At 66.1% G+C, this 18,914-nt stretch carries 22 protein-coding genes; all 22 read right to left on the reverse strand.

Translation table 11 applies throughout. The annotated features are described in order from the left end of the window. Positions 1-52: 52 nt before the first annotated feature. On the reverse strand, positions 53-1,810 hold the full coding sequence (locus DSD19_RS04520; protein WP_113668668.1) for a hypothetical protein: 1,758 nt from the start codon (positions 1,808-1,810) through the stop codon (positions 53-55). A gap of 9 nt (positions 1,811-1,819) precedes the next feature. Then, entirely contained in the window at positions 1,820-2,524 is a 705-nt protein-coding gene (locus tag DSD19_RS04525; protein WP_133260353.1) for a phage tail tip lysozyme, read from the reverse strand. After that, the gene (locus DSD19_RS04530) at positions 2,521-3,549 is read right to left on the reverse strand and encodes a tail fiber domain-containing protein (protein ID WP_113668670.1); all 1,029 of its coding nucleotides are present in this window, start codon (positions 3,547-3,549) and stop codon (positions 2,521-2,523) included. Before DSD19_RS04530 ends, DSD19_RS04525 begins: the two co-directional genes overlap by 4 nt. Continuing rightward, positions 3,546-4,028, reverse strand: a complete 483-nt coding sequence (locus DSD19_RS04535; protein WP_113668777.1) for a hypothetical protein — start codon at positions 4,026-4,028, stop codon at positions 3,546-3,548. The genes DSD19_RS04530 and DSD19_RS04535 overlap by 4 nt, the downstream gene beginning before the upstream one ends. A 104-nt stretch (positions 4,029-4,132) precedes the next feature. Beyond that, on the reverse strand, positions 4,133-5,092 hold the full coding sequence (locus tag DSD19_RS04540; protein ID WP_113668671.1) for a hypothetical protein: 960 nt from the start codon (positions 5,090-5,092) through the stop codon (positions 4,133-4,135). Positions 5,093-5,106: 14 nt separating this feature from the next. Beyond that, on the reverse strand, positions 5,107-5,343 hold the full coding sequence (locus DSD19_RS04545) for a hypothetical protein (protein WP_113668672.1): 237 nt from the start codon (positions 5,341-5,343) through the stop codon (positions 5,107-5,109). Further along, positions 5,340-7,055, reverse strand: coding sequence for a hypothetical protein (locus DSD19_RS04550; protein WP_113668673.1), 1,716 nt, complete (start codon positions 7,053-7,055; stop codon positions 5,340-5,342). The genes DSD19_RS04545 and DSD19_RS04550 overlap by 4 nt, the downstream gene beginning before the upstream one ends. 7 nt (positions 7,056-7,062) lie before the next feature. Then, the gene (locus DSD19_RS04555) at positions 7,063-7,725 is read right to left on the reverse strand and encodes a hypothetical protein (RefSeq protein WP_113668674.1); all 663 of its coding nucleotides are present in this window, start codon (positions 7,723-7,725) and stop codon (positions 7,063-7,065) included. Between the two features lie 9 nt (positions 7,726-7,734). Next, a complete protein-coding gene (locus DSD19_RS04560; protein ID WP_113668675.1) occupies positions 7,735-8,409 on the reverse strand; it encodes a DUF6682 family protein in 675 nt (224 codons plus the stop codon). 6 nt (positions 8,410-8,415) lie between these two features. Continuing rightward, entirely contained in the window at positions 8,416-8,844 is a 429-nt protein-coding gene (locus DSD19_RS04565; protein WP_133260354.1) for a hypothetical protein, read from the reverse strand. 76 nt (positions 8,845-8,920) lie between these two features. Further along, the gene (locus tag DSD19_RS04570) at positions 8,921-9,376 is read right to left on the reverse strand and encodes a hypothetical protein (RefSeq protein WP_113668677.1); all 456 of its coding nucleotides are present in this window, start codon (positions 9,374-9,376) and stop codon (positions 8,921-8,923) included. A gap of 72 nt (positions 9,377-9,448) precedes the next feature. Then, positions 9,449-10,558 carry a N4-gp56 family major capsid protein gene (locus tag DSD19_RS04575; protein WP_113668678.1) on the reverse strand — a complete coding sequence of 370 codons (1,110 nt, stop codon included), beginning with the start codon at positions 10,556-10,558 and terminating at the stop codon, positions 9,449-9,451. Positions 10,559-10,639: 81 nt separating this feature from the next. Next, entirely contained in the window at positions 10,640-10,834 is a 195-nt protein-coding gene (locus DSD19_RS04580) for a carbon storage regulator (RefSeq protein WP_113668679.1), read from the reverse strand. Between the two features lie 12 nt (positions 10,835-10,846). Then, the gene (locus tag DSD19_RS04585) at positions 10,847-11,755 is read right to left on the reverse strand and encodes a hypothetical protein (RefSeq protein ID WP_113668680.1); all 909 of its coding nucleotides are present in this window, start codon (positions 11,753-11,755) and stop codon (positions 10,847-10,849) included. Between the two features lie 40 nt (positions 11,756-11,795). Beyond that, a complete protein-coding gene (locus DSD19_RS22010; RefSeq protein ID WP_207802413.1) occupies positions 11,796-12,455 on the reverse strand; it encodes a Gp49 family protein in 660 nt (219 codons plus the stop codon). Beyond that, on the reverse strand, positions 12,448-12,903 hold the full coding sequence (locus DSD19_RS04595; protein WP_113668681.1) for a hypothetical protein: 456 nt from the start codon (positions 12,901-12,903) through the stop codon (positions 12,448-12,450). The genes DSD19_RS22010 and DSD19_RS04595 overlap by 8 nt, the downstream gene beginning before the upstream one ends. 132 nt (positions 12,904-13,035) lie before the next feature. Continuing rightward, positions 13,036-13,239: a hypothetical protein gene (locus tag DSD19_RS04600; protein WP_113668682.1), complete on the reverse strand. Its 204-nt coding sequence runs from the start codon at positions 13,237-13,239 to the stop codon at positions 13,036-13,038. Next, on the reverse strand, positions 13,236-15,530 hold the full coding sequence (locus tag DSD19_RS04605) for a hypothetical protein (protein WP_113668683.1): 2,295 nt from the start codon (positions 15,528-15,530) through the stop codon (positions 13,236-13,238). The genes DSD19_RS04600 and DSD19_RS04605 overlap by 4 nt, the downstream gene beginning before the upstream one ends. Beyond that, positions 15,523-15,948, reverse strand: a complete 426-nt coding sequence (locus DSD19_RS04610) for a hypothetical protein (protein WP_113668684.1) — start codon at positions 15,946-15,948, stop codon at positions 15,523-15,525. The genes DSD19_RS04605 and DSD19_RS04610 overlap by 8 nt, the downstream gene beginning before the upstream one ends. Positions 15,949-16,072: 124 nt before the next feature. Then, positions 16,073-17,803, reverse strand: a complete 1,731-nt coding sequence (locus tag DSD19_RS04615; RefSeq protein ID WP_113668685.1) for a terminase — start codon at positions 17,801-17,803, stop codon at positions 16,073-16,075. Continuing rightward, positions 17,803-17,979 carry a hypothetical protein gene (locus tag DSD19_RS21630; RefSeq protein ID WP_165828039.1) on the reverse strand — a complete coding sequence of 59 codons (177 nt, stop codon included), beginning with the start codon at positions 17,977-17,979 and terminating at the stop codon, positions 17,803-17,805. The genes DSD19_RS04615 and DSD19_RS21630 overlap by 1 nt, the downstream gene beginning before the upstream one ends. Further along, on the reverse strand, positions 17,976-18,821 hold the full coding sequence (locus DSD19_RS04620) for a terminase small subunit (protein ID WP_113668686.1): 846 nt from the start codon (positions 18,819-18,821) through the stop codon (positions 17,976-17,978). Before DSD19_RS04620 ends, DSD19_RS21630 begins: the two co-directional genes overlap by 4 nt. Positions 18,822-18,914 lie beyond the last annotated feature (93 nt).

The raw sequence follows: 18,914 nt of genomic DNA on the forward strand, positions 1-18,914 counted from the left end.
CTGGTATTGCGCGATGCAGATCGGTCCTAGCGGAAATCTTGTAACATGTTCACTACCGGCCCGTCCAGTCCGGTGGCTTCGGGCCAGCCCCGTTGCCGCCGACGCTGAGCCCGCCGGAGACGATCGAGCCCGCGTTCTGCAGTTGGCGCATCACGTTCTCGGCCGCCATCCGCTGGATGTCCTCTTCGGAGAGCGGGTCGGACGCGAACTGCTGCGCTTTGCGGATTTCCAGTGCTTCTCGGCGGATCTCAGCCTGAATGTCGCCCTGGCTGGGCAGCGCGCTCTTGGTGCGGTTGATCCGCATCTGGCGGGCCTGCTGGCTCAGCCCCCAGAGGTATTCGAAGGTCTGTTCGGGCGAGAAAGCGTAGATGCCTGCCTCGATGACGTCGTCCATGTTCTCGTAGCGCCGCGTGAATACCTTGCCGTCCTCTCCCTTGAAGGAGAGTTCGGCCCCCGTCACGTTGCCTTTGGCGTCGCGCAGAAACCCGGACCGGTCCCGCACGATCTCGTAGCCGTCATTCACCTGGTTGTAGGTGTCCGCAAGGCTCGTGAGGAACCCGTCCTCATCGCCGAGCGTGGCGGCCAGAACCGCCTGAGACCACGACTGGAGTTGTCCCTCGACCTCCTTGGACTGCGCCCACTTTTCGAACGCCTGTGCCTTCTCGATTTGACCGGTCGAGAGGTAGTGTTCCACGATCTTGGGCACCCCCTCGGAGAGGTAGTGATCCATGAAGCTGCGCTTGGCTTGTCTCTGTTGCGCGTCGCTGAGGCTGGGCCTGTCGTTCGGCCCGATCACACCCCTCTCGGTGCTGGCTGCTATGGCCTCTTTGGCAACCGCGACGGAGGGCGATCCGCCAGCCTCGGGCGGCGCGCTGCGGGCCTGTGCGTCGAGGTCGGAGGTGGATTTGCCTTCAACGTCGATGACGGGCGCGGCTTGGGCAGCCCCGGCCCTTGCGGGCCGGGGCGCGGCGGCGCGCTGCGGGTCCGGGGTCAGGAGCGGGGCGGAATCCGGTGCGATTGAACGCGGCTGCTGCAAGCCTGCGATCTGGCGCGGGGGGGCATCCTGCACCGGCGCGCGCGGGGGCAGGTCGGCGCGCATTGCCGAGGCCGATCCTGCGGCCGGGTTCTGGCCGGCCATGCCCATGGCTAGGCTGCGCGCTTGGCGAGCTAGACCGGTCGGTTGCGGCGGGCGCTGCTGGTAGCGCGCGACATCGAGCCCGCGGCGCGGCATCGGCGCCTGATCCATGGCGGCGGCAATCGGGCGCGGGGCCGGGGCGGGCATTGCGGGGCGATCCGGCCCCGGAAGCGCGGGCTGGTTCATTGCGGCCAGATTGGCGGCATTCTCCATTGAGGGGCGGCTGGCGCCGGTTGGATCGGCCCCGCGGCGCGGGTCGTAATAGTCGGGAGAGATTTGGTGCGGGGCATAGGCGAGGCCCGGCGCAGCATCGTCCGGGGCGCGCGGGCTTTCCACCTCGGTTTGCGGCGGTGTCCCGATCGCGTTCTCCGGGCGCGGGCGCGGGCGGCTCGGATCGCCCGTGGCGTCGATCATGCCCGCCTGTTCCTGCTGGTAGCCGAGCCGCGCGGCCTCGGCCGCATCGGCAAAGATGCTGCGCTCGCGCGCGGCGGCGGCGGCGGCCCGGTCGCGTTCGGCCCGCGCAAACTCGCGATCCTCCTGCTGCCACTCGAAGAGCTGATCCTGCTGCGCCCAGACCGTATCCTCACGGTCCCGGCGGCGGCGGCGGTCCTGCAGGTTCTGGCCGTAGGTATAGCCCTGGAACGCGCTCTGGATGAAGGAACCGAGACCGGACATGTGTGCTCCTTACCGATAGAAGGCGCCGAGAATGCGCTCGGCGGGATCGTCGATGATGCCGCGCTCGGCTGACGGCTCGGCGGGCGCGCGGCGGGACCGATAGGCCGCGTCGCGTGCATCTCGATATTGCTTCGCTGGGATCTCGTAGCGATGCAGGAACGCCAGCGCGGCGCCGGAGGCATCGCCTGCGTCGAGCGCGGCCTTGTAGGCGTCGGCATGCGAGGTTCGCCACTCGTGGTCCGCGAAATCGGCCTGCGCGCGTGGATCGGTCGGGTCCACGCCGCGATCCTTTGCGAACCCGAGATAGGCGTCGCGTCGGTCCCCATACCATTGGACCGCCCCGAAGCTCTGGCCGCCGTCGCCATGGGCACCGAAATCCCAAGTGGATTCGTCAGTGATGTTCCAACCAAGCCCTTCGATCACATGCTCCGGGTGGCCCAGCTCGCGGAGCCGATCATTGAACGCGGCGCGGGCCGCCATGCGATCCTGCGGGATTTCGCCCGTCTCTATGTCGGGCAGGACGCCAGCCCCAGCGGCCGGGGCGGACGAGCCGCCGCCCGGGCCAAAGATGGACCGCGCGACGCCGCTGTTCGCCAGCGGCTGACGGTCTCCGCCGCGATCGAGCGCCTCAAGGATCGCCCGGTTCTGGTTGAGCCCTTGCCCGGTCCAGAGGCCTTGGCCCATTCCGCTCAGAAAGGCGCCCGCTCCGCTCATGCGGCCGCCCCTGAAATGCCCTTGGGCGTGGGGGCGGTACCGGAGCGCGCGCCACCATCGGCAGCCGAAATGCTACGGGCCAGGCGGCGCAGTCTCCGGTCCAGCTCCTGCACGCCGCCGATGCTGATGCCGATGGCGTCCACCACCGGTATCGACCGGCCGTCCCCCTTGCCGGTCGCGGCATGGAAGTCCTCGGCATAGGGGCCGACATGGGGACCGCCATCGGCGATGCCTTCCTTGTAGGACCATTCCTCGACCGGCATTTCGCGGACCTGTTCGAGGATGCCGCGGGCCGGGCGCTTGTTGGTCTTGTAGTCCCTGGACGACAGGATCGCCGGGTTGGACATCATGAAGCCCGCGATGCTCCCGAGCCCGCCCCACATAGAATCCTGGCTCGCCTGGTTCGCGGACCACGCCGAAACCCGGTTCTGGTAGTCCTGGTTGAGAAGCTGCCCCTGCTGTCCATAGCCCTGCATGGCGCCTGAGACGCCGGAGGACATCGCGCCGGTGGAGAGGCCGATCGACGTGGCCGGGTTCACCGCGAGGCCGGAGCCTAGATTGATCGCGTTCGACTCGCGCACGTCCGCCTCGGCTTCGGCGCTGGCCCGGGAAGCGAGCCGGGTCGCGTTGCCTGCGCCGATGGTGCCCAGGGCCTGCGTCAGCTCGCTGCGCCGCGTCGCTTCGCCGAACCGACCAGATGCAGGGTTCACGCCCATCGCAGCGAGCCGCCGACTTTCCTGCCCCTGCGCGTTTTCGAAGCCGACCGTGGCATCCGCGCGCGCGCGGCGCACATCGCCCTCCACGCCGGCATAATCCGGCCCCGCCTGCGCCTTCTCGATATAGGCGTCTTGCAAGGGCAGGAACTTGCTCGTGTATCGCGCGCGATCCTCTTTCGCCCAGGCGTTCGGTGTCTTCGCCTGGTCCTTCATCCACGCGAAATAGTCCTGCCCGAGCTCGGCCGACATCATGGCGGCCTTGCCGATGTTCGGATCTGGATCTGGGGCCGAACTTCCGCCGCCGCTCATGCCAAATCTCCCATGTATTCTTCGAGGGTTTCGTGATGCGTGAAGAACTCGCGCACATCGAGGCTGACCCGGCGCATGTGGTCGCGGCCCCGGGTCAGGTAGATGACGAAGGCGATGAGCTCCATGTACCAGTCGCGGAGCACGTAGGCGAACACGCGGTCGTTCCTGTTTCCATTTTCAAGGGCATTGGCATCGAGCCAGGCGTTGATGCCGGTGATTATGATCGGCACGAGCTGCTGCTTGAACCGATCGAAGAACGGGTTGATCGGGATCTCCGCGAGGCAGTTGAAGAGAGTGCGGCTCAGATCGTCGCGGGTGACAGGCTTGTCGCCATCCCAGAGATCATCGAAGACCTCACAGACATCGCTGAACGTGACGATGAACTGCACGGCGAACTCGTCGCAGATCCATTCCATCAGCTTCTCGTCGCGAAGCCTGCGCCATGCCTCGCTGTCGAACGCGGTATTCTGGTCACGCATGGGAGCCCCCGTATCGGTGATGGGCTCGCGCATCATGCGCGATCTGACCACAAGGCTACCACATGCGGTGTTAAACCGCTAGATCCCGCTGGGTTGCCACCGGGTCAGGACAATCTCCTGACCTCGATGGTGAACGCAACGTTCAGAAGGCCAGCCTGAGACGCGCTCCGAGTCTGAATGGTGAACCCGGTCGCCGACTTATACTGAAGGCCGTAAGCGACATTGGCCGTCCCGACCGGGCAAAGATCGACGTGATAATTGGTGTCCGCTTGCGGTGCATCAAACACAAAAGCATACGTTCCGGTCCCTGTCCGAGCCGGTGGCGTGTCGTCCGAAAATCCCCTGCTTTCCAAAACCGTGAGGTCGCTGTCGCTATTTGACACGACCGCCCAGGCAATGGCTTTCGTGAGGGTGCGCTCATCGAGATAGGCGCGCGCCGCCCGAACGGTGGGCAGGCGCGACGGGGAATTCGATGTGAGCCCGTCTGTGTTGTCCAGCATAGCCCCGGCGGCTGAATCTGCGGCGATAGCCCCTGAGATGTCGACCCCACTCGGGCCGGTTGCAAGTTTCTGGGAGCCGTTAAAGCGGAGTGCCGAAACACCATCGGAATCGAACGTCGCTGCGAACTTGTTCCCATCGGTGTTCATAATGCGAAAATATCTCGACCGCACTCGCAACGCAGTCGTATTCTCTCCAGGCTCACCAAGCTTCCCGACAATATCGAGCACGTCGTAGTCTTTCGAATAGGCGATTCGGCACTCGGACGAGGGGCCGATGTCGAGCCAGGACAGGAGCTTGACGCCCACATTGAACGTCCAGCTTCCAATGATAGAGGCAGCCGACGATTTCATCGCGGCAATAGCCGCGCTGACCGTGCTGGAGACGAAGGTGTCGCTGACCGAGGCGGCGGGCAGGTCGAGAAAGCGCGTGACGCCATCGCCAATGCGGAAAAGACCGGTGTCGGTCTCAAAGGCGGGTTCGCCGTCGAGCAGGATCGGGTTCGCAGCGGCCCAGGACGCGGAGGGGCCGCGGCGCATGCGGATGCGGGCCGAAATAACGCTCATGGATGGACTCCTTCCTATTCGACGCGGGTCACGATGCCCTTGGTGATCGTCACGGTCTTGCCGTCTGTCGTGGTGAAACTGCCGGAAACGTCGGTGCGAATCTCCGCAATGGCCCGTTCGACGATCCGGGCGACATCGGCATTGCGCACGGCGGTTCTGTCCGGGCGGCCTCGCCAGCCGAGCAGCTCCTCGACCGCCTCGAGCAGGCGGCGGATACGTGGCATGTCTGTGCTCGCGTTGAAATACGTCATGCCCCCCCCGCGATCTCGTCGTAGGATTCGAGGAGGTGGCAGGCGGCCACCTCCGCGTTTCCGCTCAAGGTGACCTGCCAGGTCCTGTCCTTGAACCCGCTAGGCAGCCGGAACAGGCCATCGCCAACATCATCCCGCGTGTGGATGAGCTTGCCGCCAGCGAACACCTCGACCGTGAGCTTCGGCTGCAGCTCTGCGTTCTCGATCTCGACATAGACGCCGGCATAGCCCGTGACGGATGGAAGCCGGAACTCGGGGCTCGTCCAAGTATAGCGGGATGGCGCGCCATAGGCGGAATCGAATTCGTAGAGCGCGCCGTCTTGCCCGAGCGTGTAAATCAGCTCGTCTTCGACCGAGAAATAGAGCGAGGCTGGGTAGACTGCGACATCGGATGAGACCCGAACGAATTCGGGTTGCTCGGCGCCTGCATTGATGATGCCAAGCGCCCGGTGCTTGGCCTCGGTGAAGGGCGATCCGCCATCGTAGATGATGACGCCCTCCGTCGTGCTTGGCCCGCCGCAGTCCCAAAGCGGAATGTCGGTGAAATCGGTTCCGGGCGCCTGGGCGTCCGCAATGGGGATGTCCTCGGCCAGGTAGGCGAAGACATAGAGGCCCCGGTACTGCGCGGCGAAGAAGGTGGCGGGGGAGAGGCGGCGCCATTCACGCGGCAGGAAGAGGTTCCCGGTGATGATCCGCGCGCCCTGCGGCGAGATCATGACCAGGCCATCCGATGACGGGTAGACGGCGGCATAGCCCAGATCGACGATGGCATCCTTGGAAACGCAGGGCAGAAGCGCCTCCATTTTCTCCATGGCCATGGTCTCCGGGGCCGTCCCCTGCGCCAGATATGGCGTGCCCTTGGTCATGATCGCGAGCGCGGAACCGAAGGAGGCGAGCCCCACGATCGGGTAGTCCAACGTCAGCATGTATTTCGCCGGCCATGCGTGCGGTTGGTACGGCTCGCAGAACCAGAGTTGCTTTCCGGTGAAGCCCGCCATCATTCCGTTCGGCATGGCGGTCAGGCCCGCGAGATCGTCGGGCGGCATGTCGAAATCGACCGAAGGCAGGATCTCCTGCATCGGATCGGTCTCAAGATCATGGTCCCAGCTGGACGCTGGCAGGGTGAGCTCTTTGACGAAATAGAGCGAGGTGTCGCCGAGCGCGGAGGTCTGCGAGCGGTAGATGCGGATGCGGTCGACGCCGCGCCCGGCCGCAGGCTCTGCAAAGCCCTCAACGGTGACCGTCACGCCGTCCGACCATTCCACGGGGGACGACGGGGGGGACGGCGCGCTTTCCTCGTTGAAAGACGTGACGAAGGTATAGGCATAGCCGATGTCTTCGATCTCGGCCGGGTCGGTCGTGCCGCTGGTGCTGATCGTCGGCGCCGTGGCGGGCGGCGGCAGCGCGAGGTCATAGGTGACGCCATCGGCCAGCATCTTCGGCGCGGCGCCGTCGACGGTGAAATAGATGCGGTCCTCGGCCACCGGCGCCGGGGCGACATCGGCCTCGAAGGGAAGCCCGATCCACTGTCCGCCGTGGCGGATCACGGTCTTGGTGGCGACATCGAACTGGTGCGCGAGGGCCGCCCGCCGATAGGGCATGAGCGTCCCGGTCTCGAACCGCGTGTTCTCCGCGTGGGCGGCGAAGCCTTCCGGCAGCAGCCGATTATTAAGGACCGGGATTTCTCCATGAGAGGTGCGAATGGTCAGCATTTGCGCCTCACACGAACTGCGCCTTGGTGCGAAGCGGCGCCCGCTGCTGGCCGCGAAGGTGGAGCGCGAACGCATCGTCGCAAGCCGCTGAGAATGCAGCGCCCTTCATCATGGCGAGGTCCGGGCTCGTCCAGGGCTGGTTCGGCAGTGCCAGCAGCGACGCCAGGGCGCCGGCGACGATGGTCGCGGAGTGGTTCACATAGAGGAATTCCGGCACTTGGTTGAAGGCGTTTTCTGGCTGCCTGCTGGCCCCGATAGCGAATTCATGTCCGGGCCGGGGCGTCCAAAACGCGGTGAGCAGCAAGGTGCCGCCCGCGGCGAAAGGCAGGATCGTGAGCGTGTTCGGCGCGATCTGGGTCAGGTACTTCGGCCGGCCGCCCGCCGCCGTGAAATCGGCCGGGTCGAAATCGGCGTGGATCGCGGGGATCAGCAGCACGCCGTCGAGCACCGCGCTCTCGACCTCGAGGATGGTCGCATAGGGCGGCAGGCTGATCGACTGGTTCTGTGCCGTGATGGTCTCGGTGTGGGTGTCGCGCCAGCAGCGCGTGCGCGTGCAGAACGTCGTCGCGGCGAGGCGCAGGTGCTCGACGATCACGGGATCCGGCGCGGACGGGGCCGAGGGGCGCACCAGATCGAGGAATGCGGCGAGATTGATGGTGGGAAGCGCCATGACGCTCTCCTATCCGTTATTCGCGGTGGCCGTGTTTTCGACCTGTTGCCGGATGCCGAGCGCGGATTGATACCGCTGGAAATGCGCGACCGAGCGCGTCGCGGCGCCTGCGGTGGCGGCATCCTTCGAGAAGGCCTTGGAGACCACATAGTCGACGATGGCGTCGAGATAGACCGGGCTGATCCCGATCTCCGCGCCGTAGCTGTCGAGCTTGCCGCTGTTCGCGGGCAGCGGGATCGGGGCGGGGCGAAGGGCGACATGCGCCTCGATCTTTCCGGCCCCCGTGTTGGGTGGAAAGACCCGGAACCTGGTGGGGTTCACGACATCCACGATGACGTGGCGCACCTCGTCTGTGGCGGGCATGACGGCCGGATCGGTCCAGGCGGGAAAATGCGCGTCGAGCATGGCGGCATCGACAATGGTGACCGAGCGCCCGGGCCCGCCGCTGGCCGCGATGTTGCGCACGGGCTTGAGCATCTGGGTCTGCTCTTCCGTGAGCGCCTGCTCGGTGCCGGGCGTGAGATCGAGGCTGACGAAGGCCGCGCAAGCGGTTGGCTTCACGGTGCAGATGTTGAGGGTGGCGTCGTTCAGCCAGTCGAGCAGTTCGGGCAGCGGCCACCGCGTCGCCCCGGCATCCTGAAGGATGGTCTGCGCGCGGGAGAGGACGTCTTTTGCGGTGGCCATTGGGGCTTATTCCCCCTGCTCGATCTCGCGGGCGCTGCGGATGCGGCGGCGCAGGGTGTCCTCGCGCATGTTGGCGCGCGGCTCCTCGCCGTAGTGGCTCTTGAAGATCAACGCGAGGCTGGCCCGGTCGAGCGGCGTCAGATCGTCCACTGCTTCCGGCGCGGCATCGCTGGGGACGCCCTTCTGGGCGTCGTCACCCCCGCCAGCATTGTCCAGCGCCGCGGGCGCGGGCTGCTCGGCGCCCCGGGCCGCTTCGAAGCCCTCCGTGATCGACAGCAGGCGCTTGGCGTGCTCGGGATCGTTCACGTCGCAAACCAGCGGCGGCGTTCCGTCGCCGGTCCAGCCCACGGGCGGGCGGAAGGCATAGGTCACCTGGCCGAACGTAACGGTACGGCTGGGCTTGCCTTTGTCGGAAATTAGGGAGCGGATGAGCATGGGGATTGCCTCATGGAGCGTTGGACAGGGTGATGGGGCCGCCCCCTGTCCAGCGGCGGCCCCTCTGTGCGCCGACCTAGAAGGTGTAGCGCAGCAGCAGCGTGAGCGTCTTTGCCGCGCCAGCGGCCACGTTGCCCGAGAGCGTGGCCCCGATGCCGCGAGCAGCAATCTCGGCCGGGATGCCAAGGCAGGCGCCGAGGGTGGCATTCGACTCGTTGTCGTTGACGCTGGCCGCGTCGAACAGCAGCGCGGTGGTCAGCGCACGCTGGCTGCCCTCGCTGTCCGCCAGAGCGCCACTTTCGCCGGTCATGAGGCCGACATCGGCCGTGAGCGCGCCAAGGCCATCGCCGATCAGCGTGGCGCCGGTGAGCTTGGCCCCGCCCGGGAGCGGCCCGAGTTCGATGATGTCCGTCGCGGCGGAATAGGCCTTGGTGAAGGCGAAGGTGTAGATGGCCACCATTTCGGCACCGGCCACATAGGGCGTGGGCGGCGTCAGGAGGCCCTTCGCATAGGGGGTCTTGAACATGGTCATTGGGGCGGTCCCTTGTTTCTGTCGGTCTGTGAAGGAGGCCCGGCCACGTCTGGAGCCGGGCGTTGTCCCGCGTTACGCCGCTTTCGGATCCTTGGCGTAGGTGTCGACGGCCGAGACGCCGAAGTCCTTGCCGTTGAAGCGGGCCTTCTTCATACCGACGATGGTGCCGCCGACGACGGTGGGCTCGTTGTCGTAATCCTCGAGCTCTTCTTTCCACGAGAACCGCGACCCTTTCGGGGTGCCATAGGCGATCACGCCCGCCTGGCGGCCCATGAAGAGCGCGCGGGCGGCCGGAAGGTCGCCGCCGGCGCCGTAGTCGTCGAAGCGGATCACGCTTTCATGGGAGTGCAGGACCACGTTGTTGATCATGCCCAGGCCGCCCTTGAAGATCTTGTTCTTGGCCCCCTCGGCTGCCGCGGCGGCCTTCTGGATCTCGAACCACGAGCCGCCATTGGCCGAGACCGCGTTGCGCAGGTCGTGTTCCTGGAACGGGGTCATGACCATGACATAGTGTTCCTCGCCGTCGATCACGACGGGGACCATGTTGGCCGTATCGGGGTTCTGCGCGCGCATCATGCGGGCATTGGTCGATGCGACCTCGATGATTTCGCGGCTCATCTTGTCGTTGGTGGTGATCGTCTGCTTGGACGATGCCGTGCCGCCATAGAGCTGGTGATCGGCGTCGGGCGCCTGGATCGGGTTGCTGGCGTGGCCCTCGAAATCCTCGGGCTCGATATAGTCCTGGTTCATCCCGCGCGCGCCGGAGAGGTAGATGAACATGAGTTCATCCAGATATTTGGCCCAATAGTCGCCCAGGCGGTTGCGGGCGATCTTGCGCATGTCGTGGGCGGTGCGCTTGCGGGTCATCTTGCCGCCGGCCGAGACCGGGTGACGGGTCTGGTCGATGATCACTTCGTCGGTGAAGAAGCGCAGGTTTTCCTCGGTGCCCTTCGCGCGGTTGTCGCCCTGGACCGGACGGCCGCGCAGCTGCACCGACAGGTCGAACGACACCCGGTCGCCCTTGTCCGATTCAAGTTCGGTCTTCTGCTCGATGATGTTGTTGTCGCCGACGCCGACGAACTTGCGGCTAAAGTAGGCTTTGTGCAGGACATCGACGGCGAGATTCGAGGACCATTTTTTCTGGGCCTTCGGGTCGCCGAAAGGGATGATGGTTTGCGTCATGATGGTTCCTCATGCGGGTCGATTACACCTGCATGAGCACATCATGCGCTCATCGCAGGGCGACCATACCACATGTGGAACCTACGCGGAAGCCCCCGGCGCTGCGGGGCTTCCCGTGGCGCTGTTGGGCGCCCCGGCGGCCTGGATATGGCGGATGACGAGCTCATCGGGGGCCTCGATGGCGAGGCGCAGGTTGTCCCCCGTCACGCGCTTCACCTCGATCGTCACGTCCCCGATTTCGAGCCGGTCAAAGGCTTTCAGCTTGCGGATCAGCATGGTCGCGCCCCCTTACATCGCCGAGGAGAACGCATCGCGCTCGTCCGGGGAGAGTTTCGCGAGCGCAGCTTCCTGCTCTTCAGGCGTTCCTGTGCGCATCACGCGCTCCAGCGCGGCGTACTTTCCGTCGTCGGCGTCGGTGATGTCGGACGCGGACACCCGGGCCAGCGTGGTGGGCGGGGTGTGCAGTTCCTTGCCGGTGGGATCGGCTGCGGGATCGACCTGTTGGCGGCGGCGGTGCTTCTTCTCCTTGATCTCCGGCACGCCTTCGAGCTTGGTGCGGCCCGCTTCGTGCTGCAGGAGGCGGTGGGCTTCCTCAAGCTGCTGCGCATAGGTCATGTCGGCATAGGCCTCGGAGCCGGTGACAAAACGGACCATGCGGTCGAAGCCTTGCGTGACATTCCCGCCAGCCCAGAGATCGGGATACGCCTTGCGATAGGCGCCGGTCGCGTCGTTCCAATCCCGGGTGTCCTGCTCGATCTTGTGCCGCGTGACGGCCATATCGCCCGCCACCTGGCGCTGATCCTTGAGCAACTGCGCCCGCTGCTGGGTATATTCCTCCTTGGTCAGGTCGGCGTTGTCGTAGTCCTCGACGATCTTGTCGAGCTGGGCCTCGATGTCAGCGATCTTGGAGGCGAACCCGGCCAGCCCGGGGTGATCGTCGGGGATCTCGATCTTGGGGGGCGCCGCATCGTTTCCGGGCGTCGCGGCGCCGTCCGGGGCGCCGTCGTCGTCGTCCTCGTCCTCGTCCTCGACGGTGCCATCGTCGTCATCATCGTCGGCCCCGGCCTTCGCGGGACGCCAGGACGGATGGACCTCTTCATCGAGCGCGGCCGATCCGTCGATCTCCGCGCCCTCGTCGGCTTCGAGCGCGGCGATCTCTTCGGGGGTCAGCAGGTCCTTGTCGTATTCGGGGGGCATGATCTGGTCTCCTTGCGTCATGCGGCTGGAATTCTGGGGATCAGGCCGGTTCGTTGGCCGGATCGGAGCGGCGGATCAGCATGAAGCCATCCCCCGCATGCTCGTTGATGGCGCGGCAGACGGCCGCGAAGAGGAGGTCTTTCACGCGCTGCTCGGGCGGAAGGTGGTCATAGGGCACCAGGCAGGGGTGTTCCTTGGCCGCCGGATCCTTCACCGGCCCCCACTTCCAGCCCTCGCGGAGCTTGTGGTCCATCCAGAGGGCGTGGCTTTCCTCCGGGGAGCGGGCGGTGTCGAGGTGCGCGCGCACGCCGGCAAGGGCGCTTTCGACCATCCATTCCGGCGCGTTCGCCCAGCTCGGTTGGCTCTCGCCGATGTGCTGGCAGTAGGCCCGGTTCACCTCATGTGCGATCCGCGCGACGAGCGTGTCGGTCACGACACAGGGCGGGCCGTCAAGCATTTCGCGCAGCAAGTAGCCCTCCAGCGGCCAGAGCTTGTTGACGGCGTTTTGACGGGCGATCCGGCGGCCCAGCTCGGGGTCGAAGTTTTCGGGCGCTGCGCAGGCGCTCTCACCCGTCACGGTGAACCCGTTGCGCACGGTCAGGACGCAGATCGTCAGCGTGGTGTCGGGCTGCACGTGGTAGTGCTCGTCCACGATCAGGCTTTCGAGGTGTTCGGGGGTGATGCGGGGGGCCTCAGGCATCGGTCTTTTCCTCACAGTTGGTGAGGCGCTTCACGAATGCCTTGAAGGTCTCATCCGCATCGACGCCGCTCTTGAGCACCATCTGAAAGTGCTCGGACAGCGGCATTTCCTCAGGACGGGGCGGCCGGTCGGGCGCCTGCGCCTCCGCGCACTCCTCCTCGTCCATGTCTCGGGCGCCCGCGCAGATGCCGCAGTCACACGCCTGCTTGGCCGCCTCGGGCTCGGCCGCTTTGGCGCCGTAGACGTAGATCTCGAGGAAGGCGTCGTAGTTATCGCGCTCGTCGCTCGTGTGGACGACGCCAAGCCCGAAGGCGTCGGCGATCGCATCGACCGCTTCGGCGAAGGTCGAGCACGCGCGGGATTCATCGGAAGCGCTGACAGGCGTGACCGAGTAGCCGCCGTTGCCGTGCCGCCTGATCGTGAGCGAAGTCGTCCGTTGGTTTTCCATGGGTTTTCCTCTTGTGGGACAGGTGGTTGGGTCAGATTTCTTCCGCGCGGTAATCGCGGTATCTCCGCAGCTGGTCGCGAAAGTGTTCGAGCATGTGGAAGCTTCGCAGCATCTTGCCTCTCCTTTGATGGGTCAGGTCCGGTCGTTGGCGGCGATCTCGGCCAGCGCCTCGACCAGGTGGAGGGCTAGCAGGTCGGCGATCTCCTCGGCCGGGACGTCGAGGATTTCGGCGATGACGCTGGGCCGGTGCCCGGCCTGCACGGCGGCGAGCACGCATTCGTCGCGGGCCTCATCCGTCGGGCAGGCCAGCGGCTCGGTCGTGGTGGGGATCGTCATGCGGGCACCATCTGTTGCGGCTGGGGTTGCTGTGGCGGGAGCGGACCGGTCGGCATCTGCGCGCCCTGACCGGGTTGGCCGGGCAGCGGCCCGGAGCCGGGGGCATAGTTCGCCTCGCGGAGCACGGTGTCGGCCGCGCCCGCGAGGTTGGCGCCCTTCATGATGACCGCGGCGGCTTCGAGGGCGCGGACCTGCGTCTCGACATTGGTGCCCGCGGTGTTTGCGAGGATCTGGCGCACCTCGGCCACCAGCTTGGCGGTCTCCACGCCCGCCTTTTGGGCCTTGGCCTGTTTCTCGGCCGCGCTGGCCTGTTTCTCAGCGAGCTCGGCCATGGCCATGGCCTGCTGGAACTGCGACTCGGCCTCTTTCGCGGCACGCCGCGCTTTTGCCTCGGGATCGGGATCGTTCGGGTCGGCGTCCGGGTCTTCCATGCCGGTGACCTGCCGGATCCGCTTCACCAACTCCTCGCGCTGTGGGATGTCCATGGTCTCGACCACGAGGTCGAGCATCGCCAGCACGATCTGCGGCGAGACGGGCGCCAGCTTGCCCATGACCGCCAAGAGCTCGTCGACCTGGCCCTGTCGGATCGTGGCGTTCCAGTCGTCTTCGGAGATGATGAAATCGGCCTTGGTCCGCACGATGTCGGACGCGGGGAGCAGCGGATCATTGACCGTGATGAAGGACGCATTGCCTCTCATGTCGGTGATGCGGAACTGCTTGCGCTGCGTCATGTACTGCTCGGTGAGGCTGAGCATCTTCGAGCCGTGGACTTGGCGGGCGAACCGCAAGTTATCGAAGGCGCTCGCCGTCGCCAGCGCCCCCTGATCCTGGCGCCGGGCGATGGCCCGGCCGGAGCTGGCATTGGTCTCCCGCCCGAGGTTCTCGTCCGTGACCCCGCCCATCTGCTGGATCATCATGAGCGAGCGGGACATCAGGTCCAGATGCGCGGCCGACAGCTCTCGGTCGACATTCAGGTCGATCTCATAGCCCTGTTTCTTGACGATGATCGCGTCCGGTCGCGCGACCTCATCGCGAAATTCGCGCATGTCATCGACCGCGCCCTTGTCCATGACTACCTTGTTGGTGGAGAGGATGAACAGGGCCTTGGACGCCCGCTTGTTGACGTCGCTCTGCGGGTCGCGCATCCGGCGGACATAGCCGTAGGGCAGGCCGTCACGGCCGCTGCGGAAGCACCAGATCGGCGTGAAGGGATAGAGGTTGTGCCGGTAGGGGCTGCGGGCGACGAAGAGCATGCCCGCCTCGCACATCAGAGCGACATGCATGCGCATGCGCACCTTGCGGATCACCTTGGCCGCGCCCGTCGCCACCTCCTGTTGGTGACCCGGGCTGCGGGGGTCGAAGATTTCGCCGCCGAACTGTCCGCCGCTCACATACCGGTCCTCGACCGGGATGCGGAACCATGCCTCGATCAGGCGCACGCGCTCGCGGATCGAGTGGTGGCGATCCGCCCCGACCATGGTGGATTGGGAGGCCGCGATCTCGGCGGCGTCCATCTGATCGTCACCGGTGCCGTCGAGCGAGCGCATGAAGTCGATCACGTCGCTGGCCGCGAGGTCTATGATGTGCCTGCGCTCCGGCGCGAGGGCATGGGCCTCGTCCAGATCGACCCATTTCGAGCGGAACATGTAGCGGCCGTCGCTCAGGTCGCGCTCGCTCGCCATGCTGTCGAAGAGGATGTTCCGCCAGCTCTCGCGCCGCTCATAGATCGGCTCGCCGTCCGTCTCGTCCTGCATGCCGCATTCGAGCCAGCCCACGCCGACCTTCACCATGTCGGCAAAGGCGTCGGAGACGTGGAATTCCGCGAGGTTCACGTCAGCGAGGTATTTCAGCAGCTTGGTCTTGTGCTCGGCCGCCTTGGCGCCGTCCTCGGTGCGCGGCAGGATTTTGTAATCGGTGCGCCCGCGCTTCTCGGTCCCGAGCATCCAGTCGATGGATGTGGCGATGACGTTGTAGGTGAGCGGCTCCTGCCCGCGCGCCCGCACGATGGCCGCGTCCTGCTCCGTCCACTGGCGGCTGTCGTAGAAATCCTCATCCACGCCCATCTCGACGCGGTTGTCGCCCTGGCGCTCCAGCTCGCGGGTATAGTGCCCCATGAGCCGCCTCCACAGCACCTCGACATGCTCGCTGTCGAGCTTGGAATTGCGCCTGACGTTGATGGCGAGGGCGCCGCTGGTGTCCACCCGGTCGAGCGGATCGCGGCTGCGCTGAGGGCCGCCATAGGTCATCTGGCCGCTATAGGCCGGATTGTCGTCGGTCTCGGGATCAAACATCGGTCATGATCTCCGCTTCGCGGGCCTTGCCGGTGTCGATGTCGACGGCGATGGCATCGGCCACCACCTCGCGATCGCTCTGCGGCGCCGGGGGCTGCCGGAGCAGGTCGCCCAGGTGCTCGCGGATGCAGCTCGTGACGAAGATCACGCTGCGCGGGTCGCATTCGTTGAAGCCGAGGGCCGCGGTGAACTGCATCGAGGTGCGCGCGCAATGCGCCGGGTCGCCGGTGTGCTCATCCCACATCCATGCGATGTCGAGCGGGACGAGGCAGGGGATCGCGGCATTGGCGCGGGTCTGCCGGCGTGTGGGCAGCAGCACCATGGAGGGACGGCCGTTGGTCAGCAGCCATGTGCCGAACACGGTGAGATCGCCGTGCTCGGCCTCCCAGGCGCGGCGCTCGATGTCGATGATCGCCATCGGGGCGCTCGGATCGACATGCGGGATAGGTTGTCCGGTGTGCGGTGACAGGATCATGGGGCCTCCGAATGTGGTTGGAGGGCCCGGATCTTTCCGGCCGTGGTGAGCGGGATGTGGTGGGGGATCATACTGCCATGCCCCCTTGCGGTCTGTCGTGGCGGTCGCGTCCGCCCACGTCCTGATAGTCGCCGTCGCGGCGGCGCTGCGCGCTCGGCCCGGAGAACAGGGCCGGGTCCCAGCCCTGGGCGTGCTGGCGGAAGGCGTCGGCGGCCTCTGAGTGGCCGTCCAGCTTCTCGGGCTCTTCCGAGAAGGCGCCCATGCGGGCGTTCCATTTCTTGTGATAGAGCTGCAGGTGATCGAGGCCCCTGGAGCAGTCTGGCGGGTTCACCTCGTCGTCGTCCCCCCAGCACGCCGGGTCCTCATGGAACCACGAATCCTGGAAGGCTTCGCGCGTGATCTTGATGCCGTGGGTGAAGTCGTCGACGCGCGGGACGATGTGGAAATCCCAATCCGGCGCGATCTCGTTGAGCATCACCAGCGGCGAGGCGACCCGGCTGCCTTGCTGGCGCTTTTGCAGGGCGTCGTGGGGCAGGAGGTGGATGCCAAAGAGCCAGCCGGTGTCGCGCAGGAGCTTGACGTAGAAGCCATAGCCCTCGCCCCAGCCTTGGATGTAGCGCAGGAAGCGCTTTTGCAGCCCGATCTGTTGGAAGCACCAGATGCCGGTGCCGTCGCCCGCGCCGATGTCCCAGCAGGTGTGGACGGCGACATTGCGGATGTGGGGCACGATGCCGATGCGCCCGGCGGCGCGGGCCGCTGCCATCTGCGGGCCGAAGAATGTGCCCTCGGTGCTGCGCTGGAAGGCTTCCTTGAAGGTGGAGGGATATTCCTGCCACATCCGCGCGACATTGCCCGCCTGCTCGTGATCGCGCTTGCCGATGTAGAATGCGCGCTGGGGCAGGGAGAGCCTGCAGCCCTGCTCGACTTCCACCTGGTCGAAATACTCGTGATCCTTGCCGGTGATCCGCACGCCAGCGGGGTCCGCGACATATCCCGGGTCGCGCCACCAGCCGTAGAAGTGCAGCTTCCACTCGCTCTTGGCGAGCGGCCGGGGGTCCCTCGATCTCTTCTCGGCCGCGGCGGCGAGGTCGAAGAAATCCCCCTCAGGGCCCTCGGCCGTGGATTCGACAATCGCGATCCCGCTCGACGGGACCGCCGGGAAGGAGCCGGTGATGATCTCGGTGGACTTTCCGGGGTTCTTCGCTGCGATCTTGCCCATTTCCGAGACGTGCAGCCGGTTCACGGTTCCAGACCGGGCCGAGACCGTGACCTCCATCGCCGAGTTGTTGTGCGCGAAGAGCAGTTCCTCGGCGGTCTCCGTCTCCAACGGTGCGATCTCGCGCAGCGGATCGGGCAGCCGGGCGTATGCGAATTTCACCTTGTCGCGGAAGATGCGCCCCGCGTCCCTGAGCGTGTGAGCGATGATGACGCTGCGCTGGTCGGCGGTGAAGATCGAGTGATCGAGGAAAACGACGCTCGACATGGTGGTGAAGCCCAGCTGCCGGGCCTTCACGATGACGTTCCGGTAGTGGAGGGCGTTCAGAAAGTCCCGCTGGGCGAAATTCGGGCGGAAAGGGACGACGGCGCCCTCCTGGTGCTCGTCCTCCTTGGTCATGATCTTGTAGAGGAAGCCCGAGAAAAGCCGCCAGCGGACGTCGTGGCAGGCGGCCAGCAGCTCGCCATCGGTCTTGGGCACGAAATCGAGCGGCAGCGGCCGGGGCAGATCCGGCAGCCCGGCCCGTGCAGGCAGCCCGAGCACCGGCTTTGCGAGGAATGGGGCGGCCTTTGGCGAGGACATCAGGGCTTCCGCTCGCTGGGGTGGATCCAGCGCCGCGCGATGGCGCAGAAGACGTAGCCAGGCGGGGGGCCGTAGCGGTCCCAATTCGACAGCCGCTCCCATTCCTCGCGTGAGACGATGCGCCCGGTCCAGGTGCGGTGGCGGCCCGTCACGGATTTCGGGGGCAGGGTGCTCATGAGGCGCCCCCCTCGTCGTCCGGATCGAAGCGCATGCCCGGCGTGAGCGATTCTGACCCGGCGCAGAGCGCGCGGGCCAGCGCCAGCAGCTCGGCCGAGGCGCTGACCTCGGTCTTGTCCTTGAAGAGGCCCAGGTGCCGCGCCACGTTCTCCAGCGCCTTCATCTGGTCCTTCGTCTTGACCTCGATGCCCTGGCGCGTCTCCTTCACGCCATCGAAGAGCAGCCGGGCCGCGCCGGTCAGCTCGCGCGTGTCCGCGAGGTGGACGTAATCGACGCCGAGGCCGTGACACTCGGGACAATCGGGGTGCGGGTCACGCTTGATGTCGTAGCCGTAGCCGCCCTCATCGAGCGGCATGCGCGGGTCAAGCTCGGGCTGATCCATCAGCGCGTTGAAAAGCGTGTCGACGTCCTTGCCGCGCCCCGCGAGTTCCTGGGCCTTGGCGACCTTGGCGCGCTCGTAGGCGCGCGGTGTGGTCCACTGGTAGGCGTTGTCGATACCGTAGCAGCAGCGGCAAGCGCCACGGCGATGCTGGGTCAGCTCGTTGGGGTCGGCGGTGGCGATCTCCCAGAAGCGGCGGATGACCTCCTGCGCCTCAATCTGGGAGCTTTCAGCCAGCTTCTGGCGGGCCTCCTCGATCTGCCGCTGCATTTCAGCATCTTTCAGCAGCCTGTGGCCGGTCGATCCCGCGCTCCGCTCCGAGTATCCGGCCTCGATTGCGGCTTGAGTGGCGTTGCCATGCACGAGGTATCGGTCACGAAAGACGTCGCGGTTCGGCTGGGGCTTCCGGCTCGTGCCCTGCGATCCACGTCCACCTTTCGCTTTTGCCTTTCCCCCGGCCATCCTGCCCGATCCCGATGTCGCTGATGGTCACATGTGTACATCAAGATGATCCCTCTCGCCAAGGGGTTGCCGCCATCATTGGTGGGGCGCCTC

The sequence above is a fragment of the Rhodovulum sp. BSW8 genome (assembly GCF_003314725.1).
GTDB classification, from domain to species: Bacteria; Pseudomonadota; Alphaproteobacteria; order Rhodobacterales; family Rhodobacteraceae; genus Rhodovulum; species Rhodovulum visakhapatnamense.

What these genes read in the sequence shown, in the direction of transcription:
- DSD19_RS04520 (WP_113668668.1), bottom strand. Translation starts at nt 1,810, where the DNA reads ATGTCCGGTCTCGGTTCCTTCATCCAGAGCGCGTTCCAGGGCTATACC.
- DSD19_RS04525 (WP_133260353.1), bottom strand. Translation starts at nt 2,524, where the DNA reads ATGAGCGGAGCGGGCGCCTTTCTGAGCGGAATGGGCCAAGGCCTCTGG.
- DSD19_RS04530 (WP_113668670.1), bottom strand. Translation starts at nt 3,549, where the DNA reads ATGAGCGGCGGCGGAAGTTCGGCCCCAGATCCAGATCCGAACATCGGC.
- DSD19_RS04535 (WP_113668777.1), bottom strand. Translation starts at nt 4,028, where the DNA reads ATGCGTGACCAGAATACCGCGTTCGACAGCGAGGCATGGCGCAGGCTT.
- DSD19_RS04540 (WP_113668671.1), bottom strand. Translation starts at nt 5,092, where the DNA reads ATGAGCGTTATTTCGGCCCGCATCCGCATGCGCCGCGGCCCCTCCGCG.
- DSD19_RS04545 (WP_113668672.1), bottom strand. Translation starts at nt 5,343, where the DNA reads ATGACGTATTTCAACGCGAGCACAGACATGCCACGTATCCGCCGCCTG.
- DSD19_RS04550 (WP_113668673.1), bottom strand. Translation starts at nt 7,055, where the DNA reads ATGCTGACCATTCGCACCTCTCATGGAGAAATCCCGGTCCTTAATAAT.
- DSD19_RS04555 (WP_113668674.1), bottom strand. Translation starts at nt 7,725, where the DNA reads ATGGCGCTTCCCACCATCAATCTCGCCGCATTCCTCGATCTGGTGCGC.
- DSD19_RS04560 (WP_113668675.1), bottom strand. Translation starts at nt 8,409, where the DNA reads ATGGCCACCGCAAAAGACGTCCTCTCCCGCGCGCAGACCATCCTTCAG.
- DSD19_RS04565 (WP_133260354.1), bottom strand. Translation starts at nt 8,844, where the DNA reads ATGCTCATCCGCTCCCTAATTTCCGACAAAGGCAAGCCCAGCCGTACC.
- DSD19_RS04570 (WP_113668677.1), bottom strand. Translation starts at nt 9,376, where the DNA reads ATGACCATGTTCAAGACCCCCTATGCGAAGGGCCTCCTGACGCCGCCC.
- DSD19_RS04575 (WP_113668678.1), bottom strand. Translation starts at nt 10,558, where the DNA reads ATGACGCAAACCATCATCCCTTTCGGCGACCCGAAGGCCCAGAAAAAA.
- DSD19_RS04580 (WP_113668679.1), bottom strand. Translation starts at nt 10,834, where the DNA reads ATGCTGATCCGCAAGCTGAAAGCCTTTGACCGGCTCGAAATCGGGGAC.
- DSD19_RS04585 (WP_113668680.1), bottom strand. Translation starts at nt 11,755, where the DNA reads ATGCCCCCCGAATACGACAAGGACCTGCTGACCCCCGAAGAGATCGCC.
- DSD19_RS22010 (WP_207802413.1), bottom strand. Translation starts at nt 12,455, where the DNA reads ATGCCTGAGGCCCCCCGCATCACCCCCGAACACCTCGAAAGCCTGATC.
- DSD19_RS04595 (WP_113668681.1), bottom strand. Translation starts at nt 12,903, where the DNA reads ATGGAAAACCAACGGACGACTTCGCTCACGATCAGGCGGCACGGCAAC.
- DSD19_RS04600 (WP_113668682.1), bottom strand. Translation starts at nt 13,239, where the DNA reads ATGACGATCCCCACCACGACCGAGCCGCTGGCCTGCCCGACGGATGAG.
- DSD19_RS04605 (WP_113668683.1), bottom strand. Translation starts at nt 15,530, where the DNA reads ATGTTTGATCCCGAGACCGACGACAATCCGGCCTATAGCGGCCAGATG.
- DSD19_RS04610 (WP_113668684.1), bottom strand. Translation starts at nt 15,948, where the DNA reads ATGGCGATCATCGACATCGAGCGCCGCGCCTGGGAGGCCGAGCACGGC.
- DSD19_RS04615 (WP_113668685.1), bottom strand. Translation starts at nt 17,803, where the DNA reads ATGTCCTCGCCAAAGGCCGCCCCATTCCTCGCAAAGCCGGTGCTCGGG.
- DSD19_RS21630 (WP_165828039.1), bottom strand. Translation starts at nt 17,979, where the DNA reads ATGAGCACCCTGCCCCCGAAATCCGTGACGGGCCGCCACCGCACCTGG.
- DSD19_RS04620 (WP_113668686.1), bottom strand. Translation starts at nt 18,821, where the DNA reads ATGGCCGGGGGAAAGGCAAAAGCGAAAGGTGGACGTGGATCGCAGGGC.